Origin of the sequence: Aureimonas sp. AU20 (assembly GCF_001442755.1) — a bacterium.
Lineage (GTDB): Bacteria > Pseudomonadota > Alphaproteobacteria > Rhizobiales > Rhizobiaceae > Aureimonas.
This window is the reverse complement of sequence record NZ_CP006367.1, coordinates 3,341,657-3,362,000: the sequence shown is the minus strand read 5'-3', so window position 1 is coordinate 3,362,000 and position 20,344 is coordinate 3,341,657. Positions and strand designations below refer to the sequence as shown.

Here is a 20,344-nt window from a genome sequence, read left to right as displayed (position 1 = left end):
CCTCGCCATGTTGGGTGCCTACTCACCTTTGGAGCTCGAAGGACCGAACAAGTCCGGCGCAGCTCGCGCGGCGATCCTGCTGCTCACGCTTGGCGGCGAAGGCGCAGCCAAGCTCCTGAAGCACTTTACCCCCGACGAGATCCGCACCCTGCGCCAAGGCGCCTCGCACCAGAAGCCGGTGACCGCGATCGAGCTCGACGCCATCGTCGCCGATTTCCAGGACGCCTTCCGCAGCGGTCCGGGCCTTGCCGCCCTCGACAGCGAACTGTCCAAGCTCCTGCGCTCGTCGCTGTCGAGCGAGGAACTGGCGCTGGTCTTCGATCGCGACGAAGGTCTCGAGGACGAGAACGCGCTGCCGGTCTGGTACGAGCTGGAACAGCTCGGCGCGCAGGCCATCACCGCGCTTCTTCTCAAGGAGCATCCGCAGATCATCGCCTATGCCGTGCAGCGCCTGAAGGCGGAGGTGGCCGCCCAGGTCGTCGCCGCGCTGGACGGGCCGCTGCGCAACGACGTGGTGCGACGCATGCTCTCGGCCAAGCCGCCGACCGAGCAGATGGCGCGGCTCATCGAGCACCGCTTCCGCGAGTCCTTCGTGGCGGCCGGCAACGGTGCCGAGCGCAAGGCCCGGCACGCCACGCTCGCCGAGATCGTCAACCGCATGGAAAAGCGGCAGACCGACGATCTCCTGGAATCGATCGAGAGCAGCGAGCCGGAAGAGGCCAAGGAGCTGCGCAAGCTGCTCTTCGCCTTCGAGGACATTCCGGGTCTTCCCAAGAAGTCCCGCCTGCTCCTGTTCGACGCGATCCCGACCGAAACGGTCACGCAGGCCCTGTCGGGCACCGACGAAACCATGCGCGAGGCCGTTCTGGCAGCGCTCGGCGCCCGCGCCCGGCGCATGGTCGAAGCCGAGCTCGGCCGCAACGAGGCGGTGGCTGCGAACCTCGTCCACGACGCGCGGCGCTCCATCGCCGCGGCCGCCCTTCGCCTTTCGGCCGAAGGTCGTCTCGACCTCACCGAAAAGGGCGAGTGAACCAAGGACGCCGGGCGGGGACCATGAGGGTCCTCTCCCGGCGTTTTCTCATGCGCGATCGGGAGCGGGCGGACCATGGCGGACGGCGCGGACAAAGAGTCCCAAACAGAAGACCCGACAGAGAAGCGCATTCGCGACACGGTGGAGAAGGGCAACCTTCCCGTCTCGCGCGAGGCGCCGATCCTCGCCTCGCTCCTGGCGTCCATCTGCGTCGTCATCTTCCAGGCGCGCAACAACGCCGCCCAGCTGTTCAGCGATCTGAAGGTCACCTTCGAGAACCCGACGCAATGGCCGCTGCGCAACGGCTACGACGCGCTCGGCTTTCTTCATGCCACGACGCTTCAGGCAGCCCATTTCGTGCTGCCGGCCACCGGCCTCTTTGTCGTGGCCGGCATTCTCGCCTCGCTCCTGCAGAATCCGCCGCAGATCAATCTTGAGCGAATTCGACCCAAGGCTTCGAATGTTTCGTTAAGCCAAGGTTGGGGTCGCATGTTCGGCAAGCGCGGCTTCACCGAGTTCGCTAAGTCCTTGTTCAAGTTCTTTGGCGTAACAATCATCGTCGGATGGATTCTTTCCGAGGAATTACCCCTCTTGTTGACGACGATGTTCTCAGATCCTCTTCAGTTGCCGGAAACCATCCTCGGCTTGGCGATGCGGCTCCTGGCCGCCGTGTCGGTGGCTACGATCCTGCTCGTGGCGGCCGACCTTCTCTTCTCCCGCATCCTGTGGCGGCGCGACCTGCGCATGTCCAAGCAGGAAATCAAGGACGAGATGAAGCAGTCGGAAGGCGATCCGATGGTCAAGGCGCGCCAGCGCCAGATCGCCCGCGAGCGCAACCGCCGGCGCATGATGGCCTCGGTTCCCAAGGCCACGGTCGTGATCGCCAACCCGACCCACTACGCCATCGCCCTGCGCTATGTGCGCGAGGAAGGCGGCGCGCCGCTCGTCGTCGCCAAGGGCGTCGACGCCATGGCCTTGAAAATTCGCGAGATTGCCGAGACGCATGACATTCCCGTAGTGGAGGACAAGCTCTTGGCAAGGTCGATGTACGATCATGTCGAAGTCGATCAGATGATTCCGCCGCAGTTCTTCAAAGCTGTCGCCGAGGTTATCTACTATCTCCATGAGCGGTCAGGCACGCGCATGGAAATTGGGGTCGCCTAAGCGGACCGTGGCACACCGTCATGCGTCCGGACCGACATGTTCTTCTTCCCGAGTAAAGGTTCTCCATGGGCGCCCAAGTCATGCTTAACGTTCGCAACAAGCACGCAGCGGATCGGGAACGGCTGGTGGCGAACGGCATCCGCGAAGTCGTCGCGGAACTGCGACTGGTGGAAGCGATCGACTATGTCGCCTTCCTGCGTATGGAAGCCTACGGCAACATCGCCGACATCATGGAATCCTCGGCGCAGCTCTACCTCCAGCCCGGCGCGCTGCGCTTCGCGGACTCAGGCGAAGTGCAGCTGACCTGGGGCTCGGCCCCGACCATCGATCTCGACATGGAGCTTCGCCTGCCCGAGGTCAGCGTCCATTTCCGCCTAAGCCTGTCCTCGACGCGGGCCTCCGTCCATATCAACTACATCGCGTTTTCCGAGCCGGACACCGACCCCAGCGTCAACACGCAGCGCCTGGCGCGCGCGATCGAGGGCGCCAGGATGCGCACCGCGCCGCGCGTCTGAGCCCTCTCGCACCACCCGGTTCCAATCCAGGCCCTGCCGCAAGGCGGGGCCTTTTATTTTGTCTTTAAGTATTAACGTGCGTTAACCGCGGTTAACGATTGATTAATAAGGCGTTTTTGTTCCGTTCACCAGTTTCGGACAAGTGGATTTTCTTAAAACGGCGTTACGAGATGTTTCTCGAGGATGAACGCCCCCCATGAGCGATCTTTATCTCTTCGGCCTTTCCTCCACGCGCGCCGACTGGCTTTCGCAGCGCCAGGCCGTGGTCGCCGAAAACGTCGCCAACGCCAACACGCCGGGCTACCGGGCCAAGGACGTGTCGGCCTTCACGACGGTCTTGGAAACCACCAAGCTGGATCTGGCCGCCTCCAACCCGAGCCACCTCGTGGCCTCGGCGGGCAAGGATTTCGGCGTCGACGAGGCCCGCCAGACTCCTTGGGACATCACCCATTCCGGCAACTCGGTGAGCCTTGAGCAGGAAATGCTGAAGGCGGGCGAGATCTCGCGCGACTACGCGCTCGACACGTCGATCGCCAAGGCCTTTCACCGCATGTATCTCTCGACCGTGAAAGGCTGACGGGCGATGACCGACGCCATTTCCTCCGCGCTTCGCATCGCCGCCAGCGGCCTCGAAGCCCAGTCGACCCGCCTGCGCGTCGTTTCCGAAAACGTCGCCAACTCGCGCTCGACTGGCGAGACGCCGGGCTCCGATCCCTATCGCCGCAAGACCGTGACCTTCACCTCCGAGATCGACCGCCTGACCGGCGCCGAGATCGTCCATGTGAAGGACGTCGGCGTCGACCGGTCCGAGTTCAAGTCGGAATACGACCCGGGCAATCCGGCGGCGGATGCCGACGGCTACGTCAAGATGCCCAATGTCAGCCCGCTCGTCGAAATGGCCGACATGCGCGAGGCCAACCGCTCCTACGAAGCGAACCTGCAGGTCATCAAGCAGGCGCGCGAGCTGATCAACCTGACCATCGATCTCATGAGAGGCTGAACGCCATGATCCCCGCCATCGGAAGCGCGGCCGCGCGCGTCGACACCTTTCGCCTGGATGGGCTCGCCCCCGCGCTGACCTCCGGCCCGTCCGAATCCAGCGCCGCCTCCGCCGGGCAGGGCTTCGCCGCCGCCATGGCCGACATGGCCCGCGAGGCCAGCCACACGATGAAAGGCGCCGAGGCGACCTCGATCCAGGGCGTCAACGGCAAGGCCTCGACCCAGGCCGTGGTGGACGCGGTGATGGGCGCCGAACGCACGCTCCAGACGGCCATCGCTATCCGCGACAAGGTCGTCTCCGCCTATCTCGAACTTTCCCGCATGTCGATCTAACGAAAGTATCAGCCAATGCGCGCCCTTGCGATCGCCGCGACCGGCATGAACGCCCAGCAGACCAATGTCGAAGTGATCGCGAACAACATCGCGAACATCAACACCACCGGCTTCAAGCGCGCCCGCGCCGAGTTCACCGACCTTCTCTATCAGGTCGAGCGGGCCCAGGGCGTTCCGGCGCGCGGCGGCGAGAACGTCGTTCCCGAAGGCGTGCAGATCGGCCTCGGCGTGCGCACGGCGGCGGTTCGCTCGGTGCACATCCAGGGCGCTCTGGAGCAGACCGGCAACGATCTGGATCTGGCCATCAACGGCCAGGGCTACTTCCAGATCCAGGGCCCGGGCGGCGAGGTGCTCTACACCCGCGACGGCGCCTTCAACAAAAGCGCCACGGGCCAGATCGTGACGCTGGACGGCTTCACCGTCGACCCCGGCCTCACCATTCCCCAGAACACCACGCAGGTCAGCGTCAACAACACCGGCGAGGTCTATGCCAAGGTCGAGGGCACCGATCAGCTGATCGGCCAGCTCACGCTCGTCAACTTCGCCAACGAGCCGGGCCTCGCCGCGCAGGGCAACAACCTGTTCCGCGAGACCGCCGCGTCCGGCGCGCCGATCGCCGGCATTCCGGGCGACCCCGGCTACGGCGTCATCAAGCAGGCCTATCTGGAAAACTCCAACGTCGATCCGGTGAAGGAAATCTCCGAGCTGATCTCGGCGCAGCGCGCCTACGAGATGAACTCCAAGGTCATCCAGGCCGCCGACGAAATGGCCGGCGTCGTCTCCAAGGGCCTCCGCTAAGCCATGCTTGCAGCCTCGCTTCTCCGCCGTCTCTTCCTCGCGGCTTCGCTGGGCGCGGGGCTCGCTCCATCACTCCTGCCGTCGCCCTCGCTGGCGGCGGATCTCAACCTGCCGGTGCCGACCGCCGTGGTCTATCCCGGCCAGAGCGTTCTCGACAAAGGCGTCATGCCCATGCGCTTCACCGTGCCGGGCGAGCAGTTGTCCGCCTACGTCGTGGAGGAAGGCATGCTGCGCAACCGCCTGGCGCGGCGCACACTCCTGCCCAACCAGCCCATCCTTCTGTCGGACCTGAAGTCTCCCGACACGGTGACGGCGGGCGTGCCGGCCAAGCTGATCTACCGGGAAGAGGGGCTTCTCATCACCGGCATGGGCACGCCGCTCCAGTCCGCCGGCACGGGGCAGGCGGTGCGCGTGCGCAATATCGACAGCGGCGTCACGATTTCCGGCGTCGCCATGGAAGACGGCTCGATCGAGGTGTCCGCGCAATGAGCCGTTACCTTCGCCTTCTCGGGTTAGCCACTGCTGCCTCGCTCAGCCTCACCACGGCCTTCGCCGCCGATTACGGCGCCGGCTCCTACGGACAGGCCGGCATCGGCGCGCAGGAGCGTTTCAACGTCGTGGTTCCGCGCGTGCGCACTTCGGGCGGCGTGCGCATCAAGGACATCACCACGATCAAGGGCGTGCGCGACAACCAGCTCGTCGGCTACGGTCTGGTGATCGGCCTTCAGGGCACGGGCGATAGTTTGCGCAACTCGCCCTTCACCGAACAGTCGCTCCAGTCCATGCTGGACCGGATGGGCGTCAACGTGCGCTCGGCCAACCCGCGCACCCGCAACGTCGCGGCCGTGGTGGTGACGGCCGATCTGCCGGCCTTTTCCGGCATCGGCTCGCGCATCGACGTCAACGTGTCCTCGCTCGGCGACGCCTCCTCGCTGATGGGCGGCACGCTCGTGATGACCCCGCTCTATGGCCCGGACGGCGAGATCTACGCCGTCGGCCAGGGCGCGCTTGCGGTCAGCGGCTTCTCGTCCGAGGGCACCAACGAGAGTCTGACGCAGGGCACGCCCACCACCGGGCGCATCGCCGGCGGCGCGCTGATCGAGCGCGAAGTGCCGCGCGCCACAGTGGAAACACCGACCATCACGATGGAACTGCGCAACCCCGACTATCGCACGGCGATCCGCGTCGTGGACGCGATCAACGCTTTCTCCGTCAGCGCCTATGGGCGGCCGGTGGCGCGCGAGCAGGATTTCCGCAACATCACGCTGACCAAGCCCGCCAAGCTTTCCTCCACGCGCTTTATCGCCGATCTCGGCGATCTGCAGATCGCGCCCGACCAGGCGGCGAAAGTGGTGATCGACGAGCGCACGGGAACGGTGGTGATCGGGCAGGACGTCAAGATCTCGACGGTGGCCGTCACCCACGGCAGCCTGACCGTGCGCATCACCGACACACCCAACGTCTCGCAGCCCGGCCCGCTTTCCAACGGGCAGACCGTGGTCACCAAGGACACGACGGTGGACGCCCAGCAGGAGGGCGGCAATCTCGCCATCGTGCAGGGCGCCAATCTCGATGCCGTGGTGCGCGGGCTCAACAGGCTAGGCCTGAAGCCCACCGGCATCATCGCCATTCTCCAGGCCATCAAGACCTCAGGCGCGCTTCAGGCCGACCTCGTGGTTCAGTGAGACCCGCCATGACCCTTTCGCCCATCGCCCGCCGCTCCTCCCTGTCGACCGCGCTTCTAGCCGGCGCGCTGCTCTTCGCCGGTCTTCACGGCGCGGCGGCCGAGGGCGGCGGCAAGGAGCCGGTCGGCCCGCCGACGACGCCGGCCAAGCTGCGGGTGATCGGCGCGGACGGGAGCGAATCCTCCGTGCCGGTGCAGCCGGTGACGGACGTGCAGCGCTACTGCTCCAACATCGCCGACCCCGCGCTGGACGCGCGCAACGCGCTGCAGCTCGCCAAGGTCAAGGAAGCCGAGGATCAGCTCAGCGCCCGCATCGCCGAGCTGGAGACCAAGCGCCAGGAGGTCGAGACCTGGCTCGCCGCGCGCAAGGAGTTCATCGACTCCACGTCCGAGACGATGATCCAGATCTATTCCGGCATGAAGCCCGACGCGGCCGCCGGCCAGCTCGCCGGCATGGAGCGCCCGGTCGCGGCCTCGCTCCTGGCGCGCCTCAAGTCGCGCCAGGCCAGCGCGATTCTCGCCGAGATGTCGGCGCCCGTCGCCGCCGAGCTCGCCAACATCATCACCCAGAAGACAGACCGAGCGGCCCAGGCGGACAATGCCGGCGCGGCTCCCGCCGCCGGGGGACAAAAATCGTGAGACTTCTCGCCTGCCTTCTCGCCACCGGCGTTCTCGCCGGCTGCACCACGTCGCGCGAAGACCTGATGAAGGAGCCGATCCTGACCCCGGTCGGCACCGGCCTGCACCAGTTCCCGCCCGTGGTCCAGCCGACGGCGGCCTATTCGGCCGAGCCGCCGCGCCACGTGAACTCGCTTTGGACCGGGCGCAATGCGGACTTCTTCCGCGATACGCGCGCGCTCAATGTCGGCGACATCGTCACGGTCAAGATCAAGATCGACGACAAGGCGACGCTCGACAACAACACCAAGCGCTCGCGCGATTCGGGTGTCAGCGTCGGCGCCGACCTCAAGGGTTCGATCGGCTCCTACGGCCTTCCCACCGTCGGCACGACGCTCGGCCTCAAGAACGGCACCAAGACGACCGGCAAGGGAACCGTGGACCGCAAGGAGGAGATCAACGTCTCCGTCGCCGCCGTGGTCACGCAGGTTCTGCCTAACGGCAATCTCTATATTGCCGGCCAGCAGGAGATCCGGGTCAATTTCGAGGTCCGCGTCCTGTCGATCGCCGGCATCATCCGGCCGGGCGACATCCTGCCCAACAACACGATCTCCTACGAGAAGATCGCCGAAGCGCGCATTTCCTACGGTGGTCGCGGTCGCCTCTCCGAGGTGCAGCAGCCGGGCTGGGGCCAGCAGGTCCTGGACAACGCGCTGCCCTACTGACGCCTTCGCGGCAGGGGCCGGCTCGTCCGGCCCACAGCGCTTCCCTTTCTCCGCTTCCCGACAGAACGGGCCGGCTTGCCGGCCCGTTTTTTCGCGTTTGGACGGATCGCAAGGCTCGGGCCAGCACGATTTCTTAACACTTGGCCCGGTGCTTCCGCGCACGCCCCTGGGCGAACGCGGCGGCGCTTAAGGCTGCCAAAGGGCAGGCCGCCCCCGGGCGGCCGCATGCTGGCCAATTGATTTTTCGCGCATTCCTTCCCGCCGGAGCGGCCTATGACCGACCTGACCCCCGAAGCGCTCGCCATTCTCGCGGGCGGCGATCCGCAAGCCAAGAAGGGCGGGCGGATGCAGACCATTGCCGTGGTGGCGGGGCTGACGCTTCTGGCCGGCGGCGGCGGGGCGGCCCTCGGCTTTCTCCTGAAGCCCGCGCCCGCGCCGGCGCCGGCGCCCGCGACGGAGACAGCGGCGAGCGATCCGGCGGCCGCCGCCGCGCACGGCGAAGCCAAGCCGGGCGAGCATTCCGCCAAGGCGGAAACGGGCGAGGGGGGCTCGCTCGCCAACAAGGAAGCCAAGGGCCAGCCGCCCAAGGAATCCTTCGTGACCATCCCCGCGATTCTCACCGATCTCGCCTCGCCCGTGGGCGCGCAGGTCCGCCTCGAGATGGGCCTCGTTCTGCGCAGCGAGGAGAAGGTGGACGAGACGGTTCTCGGCTCGCAGATCCAGGCCGACACGCTGGTCTTCCTGCGTACGCTGGAACTGGCGCAAATCGAGGGCTCGCGCGGCCTTCTCCACCTGAAGGAAGACCTTCTGGAGCGCGCCCGCCTTCGCTCGCCCGCGGTGGTCGACGTCACCGTCCGCTCGCTGGTGGTGAAGTGAAGCGCGCCCTTCTTCTCGGCGTTCTGTTGGCGGCCGCCGCCGCGCTCCCCGCTCAGGCGCAGGATGCGGTGGCGAATGCGGCGAACGATCTGGCCTCGCTGATTCCGGCCGGCGACGGCGCGGTGTCGGGGCGCATCGTACAGCTTTTCGGCATCGTCACCGTTCTCTCGGTCGCGCCAGGCCTTCTGGTTATGGTCACCGCCTTCACGCGCGTCGTCATCGCCCTGTCGATCCTGCGCTCGGGCCTTGGCCTGCAGACGACGCCGGCCAATCTCATCATCATCTCGCTATCGCTCTTTATCACCTTCTTCGTGATGATGCCGACCTTCGACCAAAGCTGGCGCGACGGGTTGCAGCCCTTGATGAAGGGGCAGATCACAGAAGAGGAAGCGCTGCCGCGCATTGCCGAGCCGTTCCGCGAGTTCATGCTGGATCAGGTGCGCAAGCAGGATCTGGCGCTGTTTTCCGACTTCAGCCAGACGGCCAACCGCAGCCGCCTGCCGGAAGTGCAGCAAGGCGACGGCGAGGGCGACACCGTGGACTTCCGCGTCCTCGTCCCCGCCTTCATGATCTCGGAACTGCGCCGGGGCTTCGAGATCGGTTTCCTGATCGTTCTGCCCTTCCTTGTGATCGACCTGATCGTGGCGACGCTCACCATGTCTATGGGCATGATGATGCTCCCCCCCACCGTCATCTCGCTGCCCTTCAAGATCCTGTTCTTCGTGCTGATCGACGGTTGGAACATGCTGACGGGAAGCCTGGTGCGCTCGTTCATGTAGAAAGTCCTGCTGATCTTCCGCCAGCATCCGCCAAGAAATGATCGTCTTTCTCTCGCCTCGTTTTACCTTGTTTTAAAGGTCACGACCTAATTTCGACGGCATAGGAGATTGATCGCCGAAACGCTCCAAGGAGTCGCGATCAAAGGCATGATGCCGAGCTCCTATGCCGGCCCGATCCGGTCTGTCCCATCGAATTCTTTTCGGGACAATCTCATGACCTCCGTGAACACGAACGCCGCCGCTCTCACCGCGCTGCGTACCCTCCAGAACACGAACCAGCAGCTTGAAGCCGTTCAGGGCCGCATTTCGACGGGTCTGAAGATCGGTGAGGCCAAGGACAACGCGGCTTACTGGTCGATCTCCACCACGCTGAAGTCCGACAACAAGTCGCTCTCGACCGTCAAGGACGCGCTTGGCCTTGGCGCTGCGACCGTCGATACCGCCTATCAGGGTCTTACCAAAGCCAAGGACGTTCTCGACGAGATCAAGTCCAAGCTTACGGCTGCTTCGCAGGACGGCGTTAACCGCGATACGATTCAGGCTGAGATCAAGCAGCTTCAGGAACAGCTTAAGTCGATTGCCAGCACTTCCGTGTTTGCCGGTGAAAACCTGCTTTCGGTGGATAGTTCGGCCGCTGGCTACAGCGCCACCAAGACCATCGTGGCGTCTGCCTCTCGCGATTCGAATGGCGCGCTCACGATCGGCACGATCAAGCTCGATGCTTCGAACGCCGCCCTGTTTGATGCGAACGCTGACACGACGAAGTCCGGCATCATTGATGCTTCGGTGTCCCTGAAGGATGCCAAGGGCAAGGACCTGTCTTTCGGTGGTGCCGCGATGACCGGTAACAAGAGCGCAGGCGGTCTAACTGAGGCTACCGTCACGGGTTCGGACGCGACCAAGGCGACCAGCACGTTCACCGGTGCGTTCACGGCGACGACGCTCGACCTCGATGACGAACTGACCCTGTCGTTCAAGGCTGACAACGCTGCTTCCGCTACGACGGTCAAGATCAAAGTTGGCGATGTTGCCGGCGCTGGCATCGCGAAGGCTGGGACGATCGGCTCGGTTGACGAACTCGCCACCGTCGTCAACAACGTTCTGAAGAGCAATGGCATCACGAACGTTGCCGCTGTCAAGGACGGCAACAGCTTTGCGCTGCAGCGCACCGATGGTGGTCTGAACAAGACCGTTGAAGTCACTGCGTTCTCTGGCGCCGATAAGACGTTTGATTTGGGAGCGTTGACAGTAACGGCTGCTGCTGGCACGCAAGGTCAGGCTTTCACGGCTGAAACCCAAACCTTCACGTTTGCTACCACTGCTAGCGCGGCCGGCACTCTGACGTTCACGCTTGGCACCGGCGAGACTGGCGGCGCAACAGTAGCTATTGCCAATGCCGACACAGCCATCGTGCAAGCTCAGAAGGTGAAAGCCTTCATCAATGGCAATAGCACGCTCAGCGCGCTTGTAACTGCCAGCGATGACGGCGCTGGCGTTCTGACGCTGACCTACAAGACGGCTGGTGATAAGCCGTCCGCGACGATGGTTAGCACGGCCACAGCGACCACCATCAACTCGACGGCTGCAAATTCGACTGCGACGGCTGTTGATGCTCAAGCCTATGTGGCAAATGGTGCGAAGGATACCCTGACCATCGGTGGTGGTGCGACCGCAGTCTTCGCAGATGCGGACGACAAGATCCTGTTCCAGTTCACGGACAGCCTTGTGGGTGGTGGCACGACTCAGACGGTCGAAATCACCCGCGCGGATCTTCAGACGGCTGGTTTGTCGAACTTCACCATTGATGGTGGCACCTCTGCGAGCGATATGCAGAAGGCGCTCTCTGCCGCGTTTACGCGTCAGGCTGCGACCAACTCGATCTTCGGTAACTACACCGTCTCCAGCAACACCACTACGTTGACGCTGACGCGCAACGGCCCAGGCGTGGCTGGTCAAGATCTCTTGATCGTGAATTCGCTGACGGCAGTTGATCCTTCGTCCGCAATCGCGAGCACCTTTGGTCTGACCAAGGCGGCTGGTATCAAGCAGGGCACCAACGCGGTCGAAGCTTCGGCGGCCAACACGATTTCTCTTCCCGTCGGTGGCATCGCGCTCGACGCTGACGACAACATTTCCTTCGACATCGCCGTCGGAACTGGTTCTTCTAAGAACGTCAAGATCGATGCAGCGTAAGCGTCGTCCCGACCGCACCTTGCTGAGGGCGAGGTAGGCGTCGAGTCTGAGCCCTTCGCGTTGCAGGAGGGCTTGGAGCTATGTCGATGTCATGTGCCGATGCTGGCCCGGAGCCGGTTCGGCGGTTCGAGGTGTTCACGGGCGCGGGCCGTCGGCGCGAATGGAGCGATGAGGTGAAGGCTGCGATCGTTGCCGAGAGCTATTCGGGCCTGGAGAGCGTGAGCGCGGTGGCTCGCCGCCATGGGCTCGGCCATTCCCAGCTCTTCACCTGGCGCCGCCAGCTTCGCGGACCGATGAATGACGCCGATCGAGCTTCGCCGCTTTTGCCCTCACCGGTCATCGAGCAACGCTTCGTGCCGGTGGTGGTCGCGGCGGCGAGCGTGGAGACTAAGGGTCCGGCGCGCAAGCGACGTCCGCGCTCCGCCGGCAAGGCAGGCCCAACGATCGAACTGGAGATCGACGGCGTCTCGGTGCGGATCCCCAATGGCACCGACCCGCGCACGATCACGGCGGTGATACAGGCGTTGAAGGGCTCATCGTGATCGGCCCCTCGGGCTCGGTCCGGGTGATGGTGGCGACCAAGCCGGTGGACTTCCGCAAGGGCGCCGAAGGGCTGGCGGCCCTGGTGCGCGACACGATGGGCGCCGATCCCTTCTCGGGCGCGGTCTACGTGTTCCGCGCCAAGCGGGCCGATCGGATCAAGCTGGTGTTCTGGGACGGCACGGGCGTCGTCCTCGTCGCCAAACGCCTGGAGGACGGCGAGTTCCGCTGGCCGAAGGCGCAGGACGCCGTGCTGCATCTGACAGCGGCCCAGCTCTCGGCGCTCCTGGAAGGCCTCGACTGGCGCCGCGTCCATGCCGTGCGGGAGACCCGTGTGCCGGCTCTGCCAGGCTGACGTAGGAGCGGCAAAGCCTGTTGCCGCTGGGATTGGGAGGTGATTCACTGGCTCTATGACCCTAGCGGCCGACACGCTTCCCGACGATCCCAGCACGCTCAAGGCGATGCTGATCGCCGAGCGGCTGCGCGCCGAGCGGCTCGAGCAGATCATCAAGGAGTTGCAGCGTCACCGCTTCGGCCGCCGCGCCGAGACGCTGCCCGAGGACCAGCTCCTGCTCGGGCTGGAAGACGTCGAGCAGGGCGTGGCCGACGACGAAGCGGCCGAAGAAGCTTCCGCTCCGAAGGCGAAGGCCGAACGGGCCGTCCGCCGCCGGGCGAACCGGGGTTCGCTGCCCGCTCATCTGCCGCGGATCGAGACCGTCGTCGACATCGAGGACAAGGTCTGTCCCTGCTGCCGGCATGCGCTGCACGTGATCGGCGAAGATGTCGCCGAGCGTCTCGACATCGTCCCAGCCCAGTTCCGGGTGCTGGTGACGCGGCGCCCGCGCTACGGCTGCCGGGCCTGCGAGGGCGTCGTGGTCCAGGCTCCCGCGCCGGCACGGCTGATCGAGGGCGGTATGCCCACCGAAGCGACCGTTGCGCAGGTGCTCGTCTCCAAGTTCGCCGACCACCTGCCGCTCTACCGCCAGGCTCAGATCTACGCCCGGCAGGGTGTCCATCTCGATCGTTCGACGTTGGCCGACTGGGTCGGGCGTGCCGCCTTCCTGCTGCGGCCCGTCCACGAACGGCTGCTCGGTCATCTGAAGGCCTCTTCCAAGCTCTTCGCCGACGAGACCACGGCGCCGGTGCTCGATCCCGGCCTCGGCCGGACCAAAACCGGCCAACTCTTCGCCTATGCCCGCGACGATCGCCCCTGGCAGGGAGCCGATCCGCCTGCCGTTGTCTTCGTCTATGCCCCCGACCGCAAGGCCGAGCGTCCGGTCGAGCATCTGCAGGGCTTCACCGGCACGCTGCAGGTCGACGGTTATGCCGGCTATCGGGCGTTGGCCGACAAGGGCGAGGTGAAGCTCGCCTTCTGCTGGGCGCACGTGCGACGCAAGTTCTACGAACTCGCCGCTGCCGGTCCCGCACCGATCGCATCGGAGGCGCTGGAGCGCATCGCTGCGCTCTACCGGATCGAGACCGAGATCCGCGGACGATCCGCCGAGGTGCGTCGCCTCGTGCGCCAGGACCTCACCCGGCCGCTTCTCGACGCACTCGAAGCCCTGCTGCGCGAGAAGCTCACGCTGATCAGCCAGAAGACCAAGCTCGCTGAGGCCATCCGCTACGCGCTCTCACGCTGGGAAGGCCTGTCCCGCTTCCTCGACGACGGGCGCGTCGAGCTGGACAACAACGTTGTCGAGCGCTCGATCCGTCCGCTCGCCCTGACGCGAAAGAACGCCCTCTTTGCTGGATCCGACGCAGGCGCTCGACACTGGGCCGTCATCGCCTCACTCGTCGAGACCTGCAAACTCAACGGCGTCGATCCACAGGTCTACCTAGCCGATGTCATCACCCGCATCGTTCAGGCCCATCCCAACCGCGGCATCGACGAACTCATGCCGTGGCGGTTCAAATCCGCTGAGACTGCGCTCGCAGCCGTGGCCTGAGGACAGCGCTTACGATGCAGCGCTCGTAAACTCCACGCTTGCTACGGCCACCAGCGCCAAGGCGGTGATGGGTCAGTTCGATGTTTCGGGCCTGAGCACGACTGACAAGATCAACTTCACGGTTGATTGGGACGGGGCCGCATCGACCTACCAGATCACTGGTCTGTCGAAGAACAACTCGATCGATGATGTGGTTGTTAAGCTCAATGCGGCCACGGCTACTGCAGGTGCTGCAGGTGCGCTGAACAGCAAGGGCACGGCTTCGGTCGAAAATGGTCGGATTGTGTTCACTGCCAAGACAGCTGGTGCGGCTCATACTGTCAAGGTGTACGACGTTTCCAACACCAACCCGTACGCAGGTTCGGCTGGTATCCAGGCGAGCGGTACGGTGTTCGGTCAGGACGCTGTAGCATCGGCCAATGGCACCATCTCGAACGCAGATCAGTATGCTCGTGTGCTCAACGCCGCTATGGGTCAGGCTGGCGTGTCTGGCGTGACTGCATCGATGTCTGGCGGGAAGCTGTCGATCAGCTCCGTCAACGCTGGTTCCTCTGCCTCGGTGGCGGTGTCCGGTTTGGTGGCCAGCGCTGGTGCGAACGCCATCTCGCTAGACAAGCTTGACATCTCCACCAGCGGTCTCGCCGCTGTCGGTGCTGACTCGGGCGATAAGATCAAGACCGTGCTCAGCGCGTACATCAGTCTGGTCAACACGGCGATCAATAAGGTCACGACCGCCGCTTCGAACCTCGGCTCGGTCGCTTCGCGCATCGACATGCAGAAGTCCTTCGTCAACACGCTGATGGACACGATCGACAAGGGCGTCGGCAACCTCATCGACGCCGACATGACCGAAGAGTCCACCAAGCTCCAGGCCCTGCAGGTCAAGCAGCAGCTCGGCACGCAGTCGCTCTCGATCGCCAACCAGTCGGCGCAGAGCGTCCTCTCGCTCTTCCGCAGCTAATCGATCGACGCAACAAGGGCCGGCGGATCGCTCCGCCGGTTCACTCCAAAATCCAAGCGCCTCTCGGACCTCGCGGTCCGGGGGGCGTTTTCGGTTTCGGGGTGCCGGATCGGCGCCTCGACAGGGGAGGGGATGCAGGCTTGCCACGGCTGCCCCAAACCTTGCCGGCGCGTTAAGACCATCACGCCCGCACAAGCTTGGTCGCCCAATGATGCCGCATCACTTTCCCGCATCCGCAGGCGAACGTATATGGCGATGGTCGCTCGGGCCGAGGCCCAGAAACTCCTGTCCAACCTTCAGGCGCTCGGCGGCCGAAAGCTCGGCGCGCTGGCGATGGTCGGCGTCGTGGCGATCGCCCTCGTCACCCTGGCGGCCTGGACCCTGTCCAAGCCTACGATGGAGGTCCTTTATTCCGGCCTCGATCGGCAGGACGTCGCGCGAATCGGCGCGGCGCTGACGGAAGCCGGCATTCCCTTCGACGTGAACGCCACCGGCGACACGGTCTCCACCAACTTCTCCCAGACCGCCTCGGCGCGCATGTTGCTGGCCGAAAAGAGCCTGCCGCGCTCCGACAAGGCCGGCTACGAGCTTTTCGACACGATGGGCTCGATGGGTCTGACCACCTTCATGCAGGAGGTGACCAAGGTTCGCGCGCTGGAAGGCGAGCTTGCCCGCACCATCCAGACGCTGAAGGACGTGCGCGCCGCCCGGGTGCATATCGTCCTGCCCGAGCAGGGCTCGTTCCGCCGCGAACAGCAGCCGCCGTCCGCCAGCGTCGTGATCCGCACCGACAATTTCGAGGACTTCGCCAACGCACAGGCCATCCGCCATCTCGTCGCCTCCGCCATTCCCGGTATGAAGGTCGATCAGGTGACGGTGCTCAACACCGACGGGCGGCTTCTCGCCTCGGGCGACGATTCCAGCAACGCCAATTCCACCAAGCAGCTCGGGATGGAGTCGATTGTCTCCTCCTCGGTCGAGGACTCGATCCGCCGCACGCTCGCCCCCTATCTCGGCGTCGGCAACTTCCAGTCCTCCGTCATCGCCCGGCTCGACACCGACCGCAAGCAGACCAGCGCCCGCACCTTCGACCCGGAAGGCCGCGTCGAGCGCTCGACCCGCACGGTCAAGGAAACCGGCCAGTCCAACGACACCTCTGGCAGCAACCCGGCAACCGCCGCGCAGAACGTGCCGCAGGCGCAGCCCCAGGCCAATGCTGCGGGCAACAATTCCTCCGAGGCCAAGGAGCGCCGCGAGGAACTCACCAACTACGAGATCAACGAAACCACGACGCAGACCGTTTCCGACGGCTACGACGTGAAGAAGCTCTCGGTCGCCGTGGTGGTGAACCGGGCGCGCCTCGCCGCCACGATCGGCGAGAACGCCACGCCCGAACAGATCGACGCCAAGCTCGCCGAAGTGCGCAAGCTCGTCGCCTCCGCCGCCGGCATTTCCGAAACGCGCGGCGACCAGCTCGAGGTCACGGCGGTGGACTTCGTCTCCAACGGCCAGGATCTGGAGCCCGTGCCGGCCCCCGGATACGCCGAGATGCTGCTCAAGCAGTCCGGCACGGTGGTCAACGCCCTCACCATCCTCGTGGTCGCGGTGCTGGTCATCTGGTTCGGCCTGAAGCCCGCCATCCGCGCCATCGCCGGCCCGGGCGCCGCCTCCAACGACAATGTCCAGATCGGCTCCGACGGGTCGATCGAACTCCAGAACCCCTCGCTCGATGTCCCCGAAATCACGGGAATTCCTGGCGCCATGACCTTCTCGGAAGACTTCGCCAACTCGCTCGGCTTCGGCGATCCGTCCAACTCCGACGACCTGCTCGACGAACTGACACGCAACCGCGCCAACTCGCCCAAGGTCCGCCTGGAGAAGCTCGTCGAGTTCGACGAAGCCCAAGCGGCGGCCATCCTGAAGCAGTGGATCCACGAGAAAGAAGCGGCCTAATCCATGATCCCTCTCGCTCAACTCCTGGCCGACCAGTCCGACGACGAATTCGTCCCCTTCCGCGCCCCGGTGCGCCGCCCGGCCCAGGCCGCGCCCGCCAAGCCCGCCACCCGCCCCTTGGAAAACGCCCTGCCGCGCATCGGCGGCTCCACGCCGGGCCGGGCTCTCGCGGCGCCCGCCATGGGCGCGCCGGTGGCTCGCCAGCAGGCGCCGCTGCGCCCCGTCACCGAGCCGCGCGTTCCCCTGCGCGAGCTCGAAGCCGAGCGCCAGGCCTGGGCGGCCGAGCGCGAGGCCCTGATCGAGCAGCGCGAGGCGGCGCTCGAGGAAGCCCGGCGCCTCGCCGCCGAGGAAACCGAAACGCTGCGCCAGGATCTGGAGCGCGTGTCGGCCGAGCGCATCGAGGAGCTTCGTCGCCGGCTTGCCGCCGAGCAGGCGACGACGCTCTCCGACACGCGTCGCCACTGGGTGGACAACGAGGGCGACCGGCTGGCCGATCTTGTGATCCTGCAGATGGCCGTGTTCGAGGACGCGCTGAAATCGACGCTGAACGGACTGCTCCGTCCGCTCGTTCTCGACGCGCGCAAGCGCCAGACGGTGGACGAGCTGGCCGGCGCGGTGAAGACGATCGCCTTCGATGGCGCCTCTGTGAAGATCGCGGCCTCAGGCCCGAGCGACCTTCTTCAGGCTTTGGAAACCAAGCTGGGCGATCATGCGCGGCACGTCTCGTTCGACGCCAACGAGAGCGACACGGACGTGCGCATCGACGCCAACCAGACCGTGATCGAAACGCGCCTCGCGGCTTGGCTGAAGGCGGTTGAAGAGGCTTTGTCGTGAGCGCATCCGATCCCGCCCACGAGCACCAGAGCATCATCATCGTCCGTCGCGGTGGCGGGCACGAGGACGGCCATCACGGCGGCGCGTGGAAGATCGCCTTCGCCGACTTCATGACGGCCATGATGGCGTTCTTCCTGGTGATGTGGCTGACGGCCGTGTCCGACCAGTCCACGAAGAAGCAGATCGCCCAGTATTTCAACCCGATCGAGCTGAACAGTGACGTTCCGCCGACGGACGGGCTGACGAAGACCGACAACGCGCCCAAGGGCACGCCGGAAACCGCGACGGGCCCGAACTCGCAGCCCGGCCAGCCGGGCGGCAAGCCCGTCGGCGGCACGGCCGAGGGCGGCGAGGACCAGGCCCTGTTCCGCGATCCCTACGCGGTTTTGGCCGAGATCGTGGCCGAAGGCGGTCCGGCGACCCAGAACGGCACGATCAAGGGCAAGCCCGATGGCAGCGGGCTACCGGGCCTGAACGGCGGCGACGCCTATCGCGACCCGTTCGACCCGACCTCCTGGCAGCTCCAGCCCAACACCGTGGCGAGCGCGTCCGATCTCACCGACAAGCCACTGAGCGACAACCTGCCGCCCCCGGCCGCCGACGAGTTCAAGACGGTGGCAACGGCGAACGTTCCCCCGGCACCGGCCCCCACGGCCGCGCCGCGCACCGCGCAGGAACTCGACGCCGCCAAGCTGGAACGCGAGATCGAGGCCAGCGCGCCAGGCGCCGCCGCCGATGTCGCCGTGAAGGCCGGAGACCCAGGCTCGGGCACGGTGACGATTTCGCTCGCCGACACGCTGGACACCGGCATGTTCCAGATCGGCTCCGCCCGGCCAACGGCCGATGCGATCCGCCTGATGGAGAAGATCGCCGGCATCCTGAAGTCGCGGCCCGGCACGATCGTCATTCGCGGCCATACGGACGCGCGCCCCTATGCGCGTTCGAGCGGCGAACTCGACAATTGGCGCCTTTCGACCGACCGCGCCCACATGGCCTACTACATGCTGATGCGCGGCGGGCTCGACGACAAGCGCGTCGAGGCGATCGAAGGCGTTGCCGACCGCAAACCCAGCAATGAGTCCGACCCGGAAGCGGCTAGCAACCGGCGCATCGAGATCCTTCTGAAAGAGCCAGCGGCGTGAAGACAGTCCTCGGAGTGGCCCTGTGCGCCTTGATCCTCGGTTCCGGAGCCCTCCGGGCCGAGGAGAGCGGACATGACGCGACAGCCGCTTCGAGCGGCCATGAGGTCGCCGCCGAACCGGCGGCTGCAACGCCCGGCGCGGAGGGCGAGGAGGCCGGGGCAGCCTGGGCCAAGACGCGCACGCCCATGCCTTTCGACGTCATGCGATCGGTGCAGTTCCTGCAGGATCAGGTGGCGCGCGGCAACGACCGGGCGATCCGGGTCCAGGCGCTCATCCTACGCCGCTTCGGCCGGACTTTTCTGGAAGCCGACCCCGCCGTGTGGCAGGACCCGCGAAATTTCCGCGCGGCAGTGCTGTTCGCGCTGAGCGGCGGCACGCCCGAAGTGCTCCAGCGTCTGATGCGCGAAAAGCTTCTGGACGAGGCGCAGACGCCGCTTCTGGAGGGAACGCTGGCCTATGTCAGCAACGATCTGGAAAAGGCGCGCAAGCGCCTCAGCGGCGTCGAGCTCGAAGGCATGGAGCCGGTTCTCGCCGCGCAGCTCAGTCTGGTGCTCGGCCAGATCAACCAGGTCGACCACCCCGAGGTGGCCATTCCGCATCTCGACCGGGCGCGGCTTCTCGCGCCGGGAACGCTGATCGAGGAGGCATCGCTGCGGCTTGGCGCGACCTTGGTGGATGACTCGGGCGACCATGGCCGCGCCGATCAGCTGGCTCGCCGCTATTTCGACCGTTTCTCCAACAGCGCCTATGCCGGCAATTTCGAAGCCCGCTTCACGGCCATGGTGACGAGCCGCGCCGCGGAGAAGGCCGACGAGACGCTGGCCGACATGTCGGACATCATCGCCAGCCTGCCCGACCCGCGCCGCCAGACGCTGTATCTTGCGGCGTCGCGTCGCTCGCTGGTGGAAGGCAACCTGCATTTCGCGCAAGCAGCGGCCGACGCCGCACTGGCGATCCCTGGTCTCGGCGACGCCGACCGCGACCGGGCCGAACTCTACGAGACGGCGTCAGCGCTGGGGTCCCTCAAGACCGCCGACGCGCGGCGCACGCTGGACGCGATCGACCGCACGAGGCTCCACCCCGAAGATGTGAAGCTTCTCGACGCGGCCTATTCCGTTCTCGATTCCATCGACGCGACGCTGGCCGAGATGCCGGCGGGCGCTGAGAGCGCCGCCCCGGCCGAGGCCGTGCCTGCCGTTCTCGCTCGCGCCGAAGCCGCGCTTGCCCAATCCTCTCAAGTTTTGAAGCCCTGAC

The 20,344-nt window shown here is 65.7% G+C and carries 22 protein-coding genes; all 22 read left to right on the top strand.

The window, feature by feature from the left end; all coding sequences use genetic code 11:
* Positions 1 to 7: 7 nt before the first annotated feature.
* The 22 genes from M673_RS15305 (at position 8) to M673_RS15200 (ending at position 20,343) form a co-directional block, all read left to right on the top strand.
* The gene (locus M673_RS15305; RefSeq protein ID WP_061976854.1) at positions 8 to 1,030 is read left to right on the top strand and encodes a FliG C-terminal domain-containing protein; all 1,023 of its coding nucleotides are present in this window, start codon (positions 8 to 10) and stop codon (positions 1,028 to 1,030) included.
* A 75-nt stretch (positions 1,031 to 1,105) separates the two neighbouring features.
* A complete protein-coding gene (gene flhB / locus M673_RS15300; RefSeq protein ID WP_061976852.1) occupies positions 1,106 to 2,194 on the top strand; it encodes a flagellar biosynthesis protein FlhB in 1,089 nt (362 codons plus the stop codon).
* A 65-nt stretch (positions 2,195 to 2,259) separates the two neighbouring features.
* Positions 2,260 to 2,709 carry a hypothetical protein gene (locus M673_RS15295; RefSeq protein WP_061976850.1) on the top strand — a complete coding sequence of 150 codons (450 nt, stop codon included), beginning with the start codon at positions 2,260 to 2,262 and terminating at the stop codon, positions 2,707 to 2,709.
* Between the two features lie 196 nt (positions 2,710 to 2,905).
* On the top strand, positions 2,906 to 3,286 hold the full coding sequence (flgB, locus tag M673_RS15290) for a flagellar basal body rod protein FlgB (protein ID WP_061976848.1): 381 nt from the start codon (positions 2,906 to 2,908) through the stop codon (positions 3,284 to 3,286).
* A gap of 6 nt (positions 3,287 to 3,292) precedes the next feature.
* Positions 3,293 to 3,709: a flagellar basal body rod protein FlgC gene (flgC, locus tag M673_RS15285; RefSeq protein WP_061976845.1), complete on the top strand. Its 417-nt coding sequence runs from the start codon at positions 3,293 to 3,295 to the stop codon at positions 3,707 to 3,709.
* Between the two features lie 5 nt (positions 3,710 to 3,714).
* Complete coding sequence (locus tag M673_RS15280; protein WP_061976844.1) at positions 3,715 to 4,041, top strand: flagellar hook-basal body complex protein FliE; 327 nt, start codon at positions 3,715 to 3,717, stop codon at positions 4,039 to 4,041.
* Positions 4,042 to 4,056: 15 nt separating this feature from the next.
* Positions 4,057 to 4,839: a flagellar basal-body rod protein FlgG gene (flgG, locus tag M673_RS15275; RefSeq protein ID WP_061976842.1), complete on the top strand. Its 783-nt coding sequence runs from the start codon at positions 4,057 to 4,059 to the stop codon at positions 4,837 to 4,839.
* Between the two features lie 3 nt (positions 4,840 to 4,842).
* Complete coding sequence (flgA, locus tag M673_RS15270) at positions 4,843 to 5,328, top strand: flagellar basal body P-ring formation chaperone FlgA (RefSeq protein ID WP_061976840.1); 486 nt, start codon at positions 4,843 to 4,845, stop codon at positions 5,326 to 5,328.
* Complete coding sequence (locus M673_RS15265; protein WP_082639509.1) at positions 5,325 to 6,524, top strand: flagellar basal body P-ring protein FlgI; 1,200 nt, start codon at positions 5,325 to 5,327, stop codon at positions 6,522 to 6,524. The genes flgA and M673_RS15265 overlap by 4 nt, the downstream gene beginning before the upstream one ends.
* Before the next feature lie 8 nt (positions 6,525 to 6,532).
* Entirely contained in the window at positions 6,533 to 7,162 is a 630-nt protein-coding gene (locus tag M673_RS15260; protein ID WP_061976838.1) for a MotE family protein, read from the top strand.
* Positions 7,159 to 7,866: a flagellar basal body L-ring protein FlgH gene (gene flgH, locus M673_RS15255; protein ID WP_187301275.1), complete on the top strand. Its 708-nt coding sequence runs from the start codon at positions 7,159 to 7,161 to the stop codon at positions 7,864 to 7,866. Before M673_RS15260 ends, flgH begins: the two co-directional genes overlap by 4 nt.
* Positions 7,867 to 8,139: 273 nt before the next feature.
* Positions 8,140 to 8,742, top strand: a complete 603-nt coding sequence (locus tag M673_RS15250; protein WP_061976834.1) for a flagellar basal body-associated FliL family protein — start codon at positions 8,140 to 8,142, stop codon at positions 8,740 to 8,742.
* Entirely contained in the window at positions 8,739 to 9,521 is a 783-nt protein-coding gene (gene fliP, locus M673_RS15245; RefSeq protein WP_061976831.1) for a flagellar type III secretion system pore protein FliP, read from the top strand. Before M673_RS15250 ends, fliP begins: the two co-directional genes overlap by 4 nt.
* Before the next feature lie 213 nt (positions 9,522 to 9,734).
* The gene (locus M673_RS15240; RefSeq protein WP_061976829.1) at positions 9,735 to 11,714 is read left to right on the top strand and encodes a flagellin N-terminal helical domain-containing protein; all 1,980 of its coding nucleotides are present in this window, start codon (positions 9,735 to 9,737) and stop codon (positions 11,712 to 11,714) included.
* 86 nt (positions 11,715 to 11,800) lie between these two features.
* On the top strand, positions 11,801 to 12,256 hold the full coding sequence (gene tnpA, locus M673_RS15235; RefSeq protein WP_148640090.1) for an IS66-like element accessory protein TnpA: 456 nt from the start codon (positions 11,801 to 11,803) through the stop codon (positions 12,254 to 12,256).
* Positions 12,253 to 12,609: an IS66 family insertion sequence element accessory protein TnpB gene (tnpB, locus tag M673_RS15230; RefSeq protein ID WP_061976826.1), complete on the top strand. Its 357-nt coding sequence runs from the start codon at positions 12,253 to 12,255 to the stop codon at positions 12,607 to 12,609. The genes tnpA and tnpB overlap by 4 nt, the downstream gene beginning before the upstream one ends.
* A 55-nt stretch (positions 12,610 to 12,664) precedes the next feature.
* Entirely contained in the window at positions 12,665 to 14,200 is a 1,536-nt protein-coding gene (tnpC, locus tag M673_RS15225) for an IS66 family transposase (protein WP_061976823.1), read from the top strand.
* A gap of 67 nt (positions 14,201 to 14,267) precedes the next feature.
* Entirely contained in the window at positions 14,268 to 15,161 is an 894-nt protein-coding gene (locus M673_RS23715) for a flagellin (RefSeq protein WP_082657498.1), read from the top strand.
* A 249-nt stretch (positions 15,162 to 15,410) separates the two neighbouring features.
* On the top strand, positions 15,411 to 17,114 hold the full coding sequence (fliF, locus tag M673_RS15215) for a flagellar basal-body MS-ring/collar protein FliF (protein WP_148640089.1): 1,704 nt from the start codon (positions 15,411 to 15,413) through the stop codon (positions 17,112 to 17,114).
* A gap of 3 nt (positions 17,115 to 17,117) precedes the next feature.
* On the top strand, positions 17,118 to 17,948 hold the full coding sequence (locus tag M673_RS15210; protein ID WP_061976820.1) for a hypothetical protein: 831 nt from the start codon (positions 17,118 to 17,120) through the stop codon (positions 17,946 to 17,948).
* Entirely contained in the window at positions 17,945 to 19,090 is a 1,146-nt protein-coding gene (locus tag M673_RS15205; protein WP_061976819.1) for a flagellar motor protein MotB, read from the top strand. Before M673_RS15210 ends, M673_RS15205 begins: the two co-directional genes overlap by 4 nt.
* Entirely contained in the window at positions 19,087 to 20,343 is a 1,257-nt protein-coding gene (locus M673_RS15200; RefSeq protein ID WP_061976817.1) for a hypothetical protein, read from the top strand. The genes M673_RS15205 and M673_RS15200 overlap by 4 nt, the downstream gene beginning before the upstream one ends.
* Position 20,344: the final 1 nt, after the last annotated feature.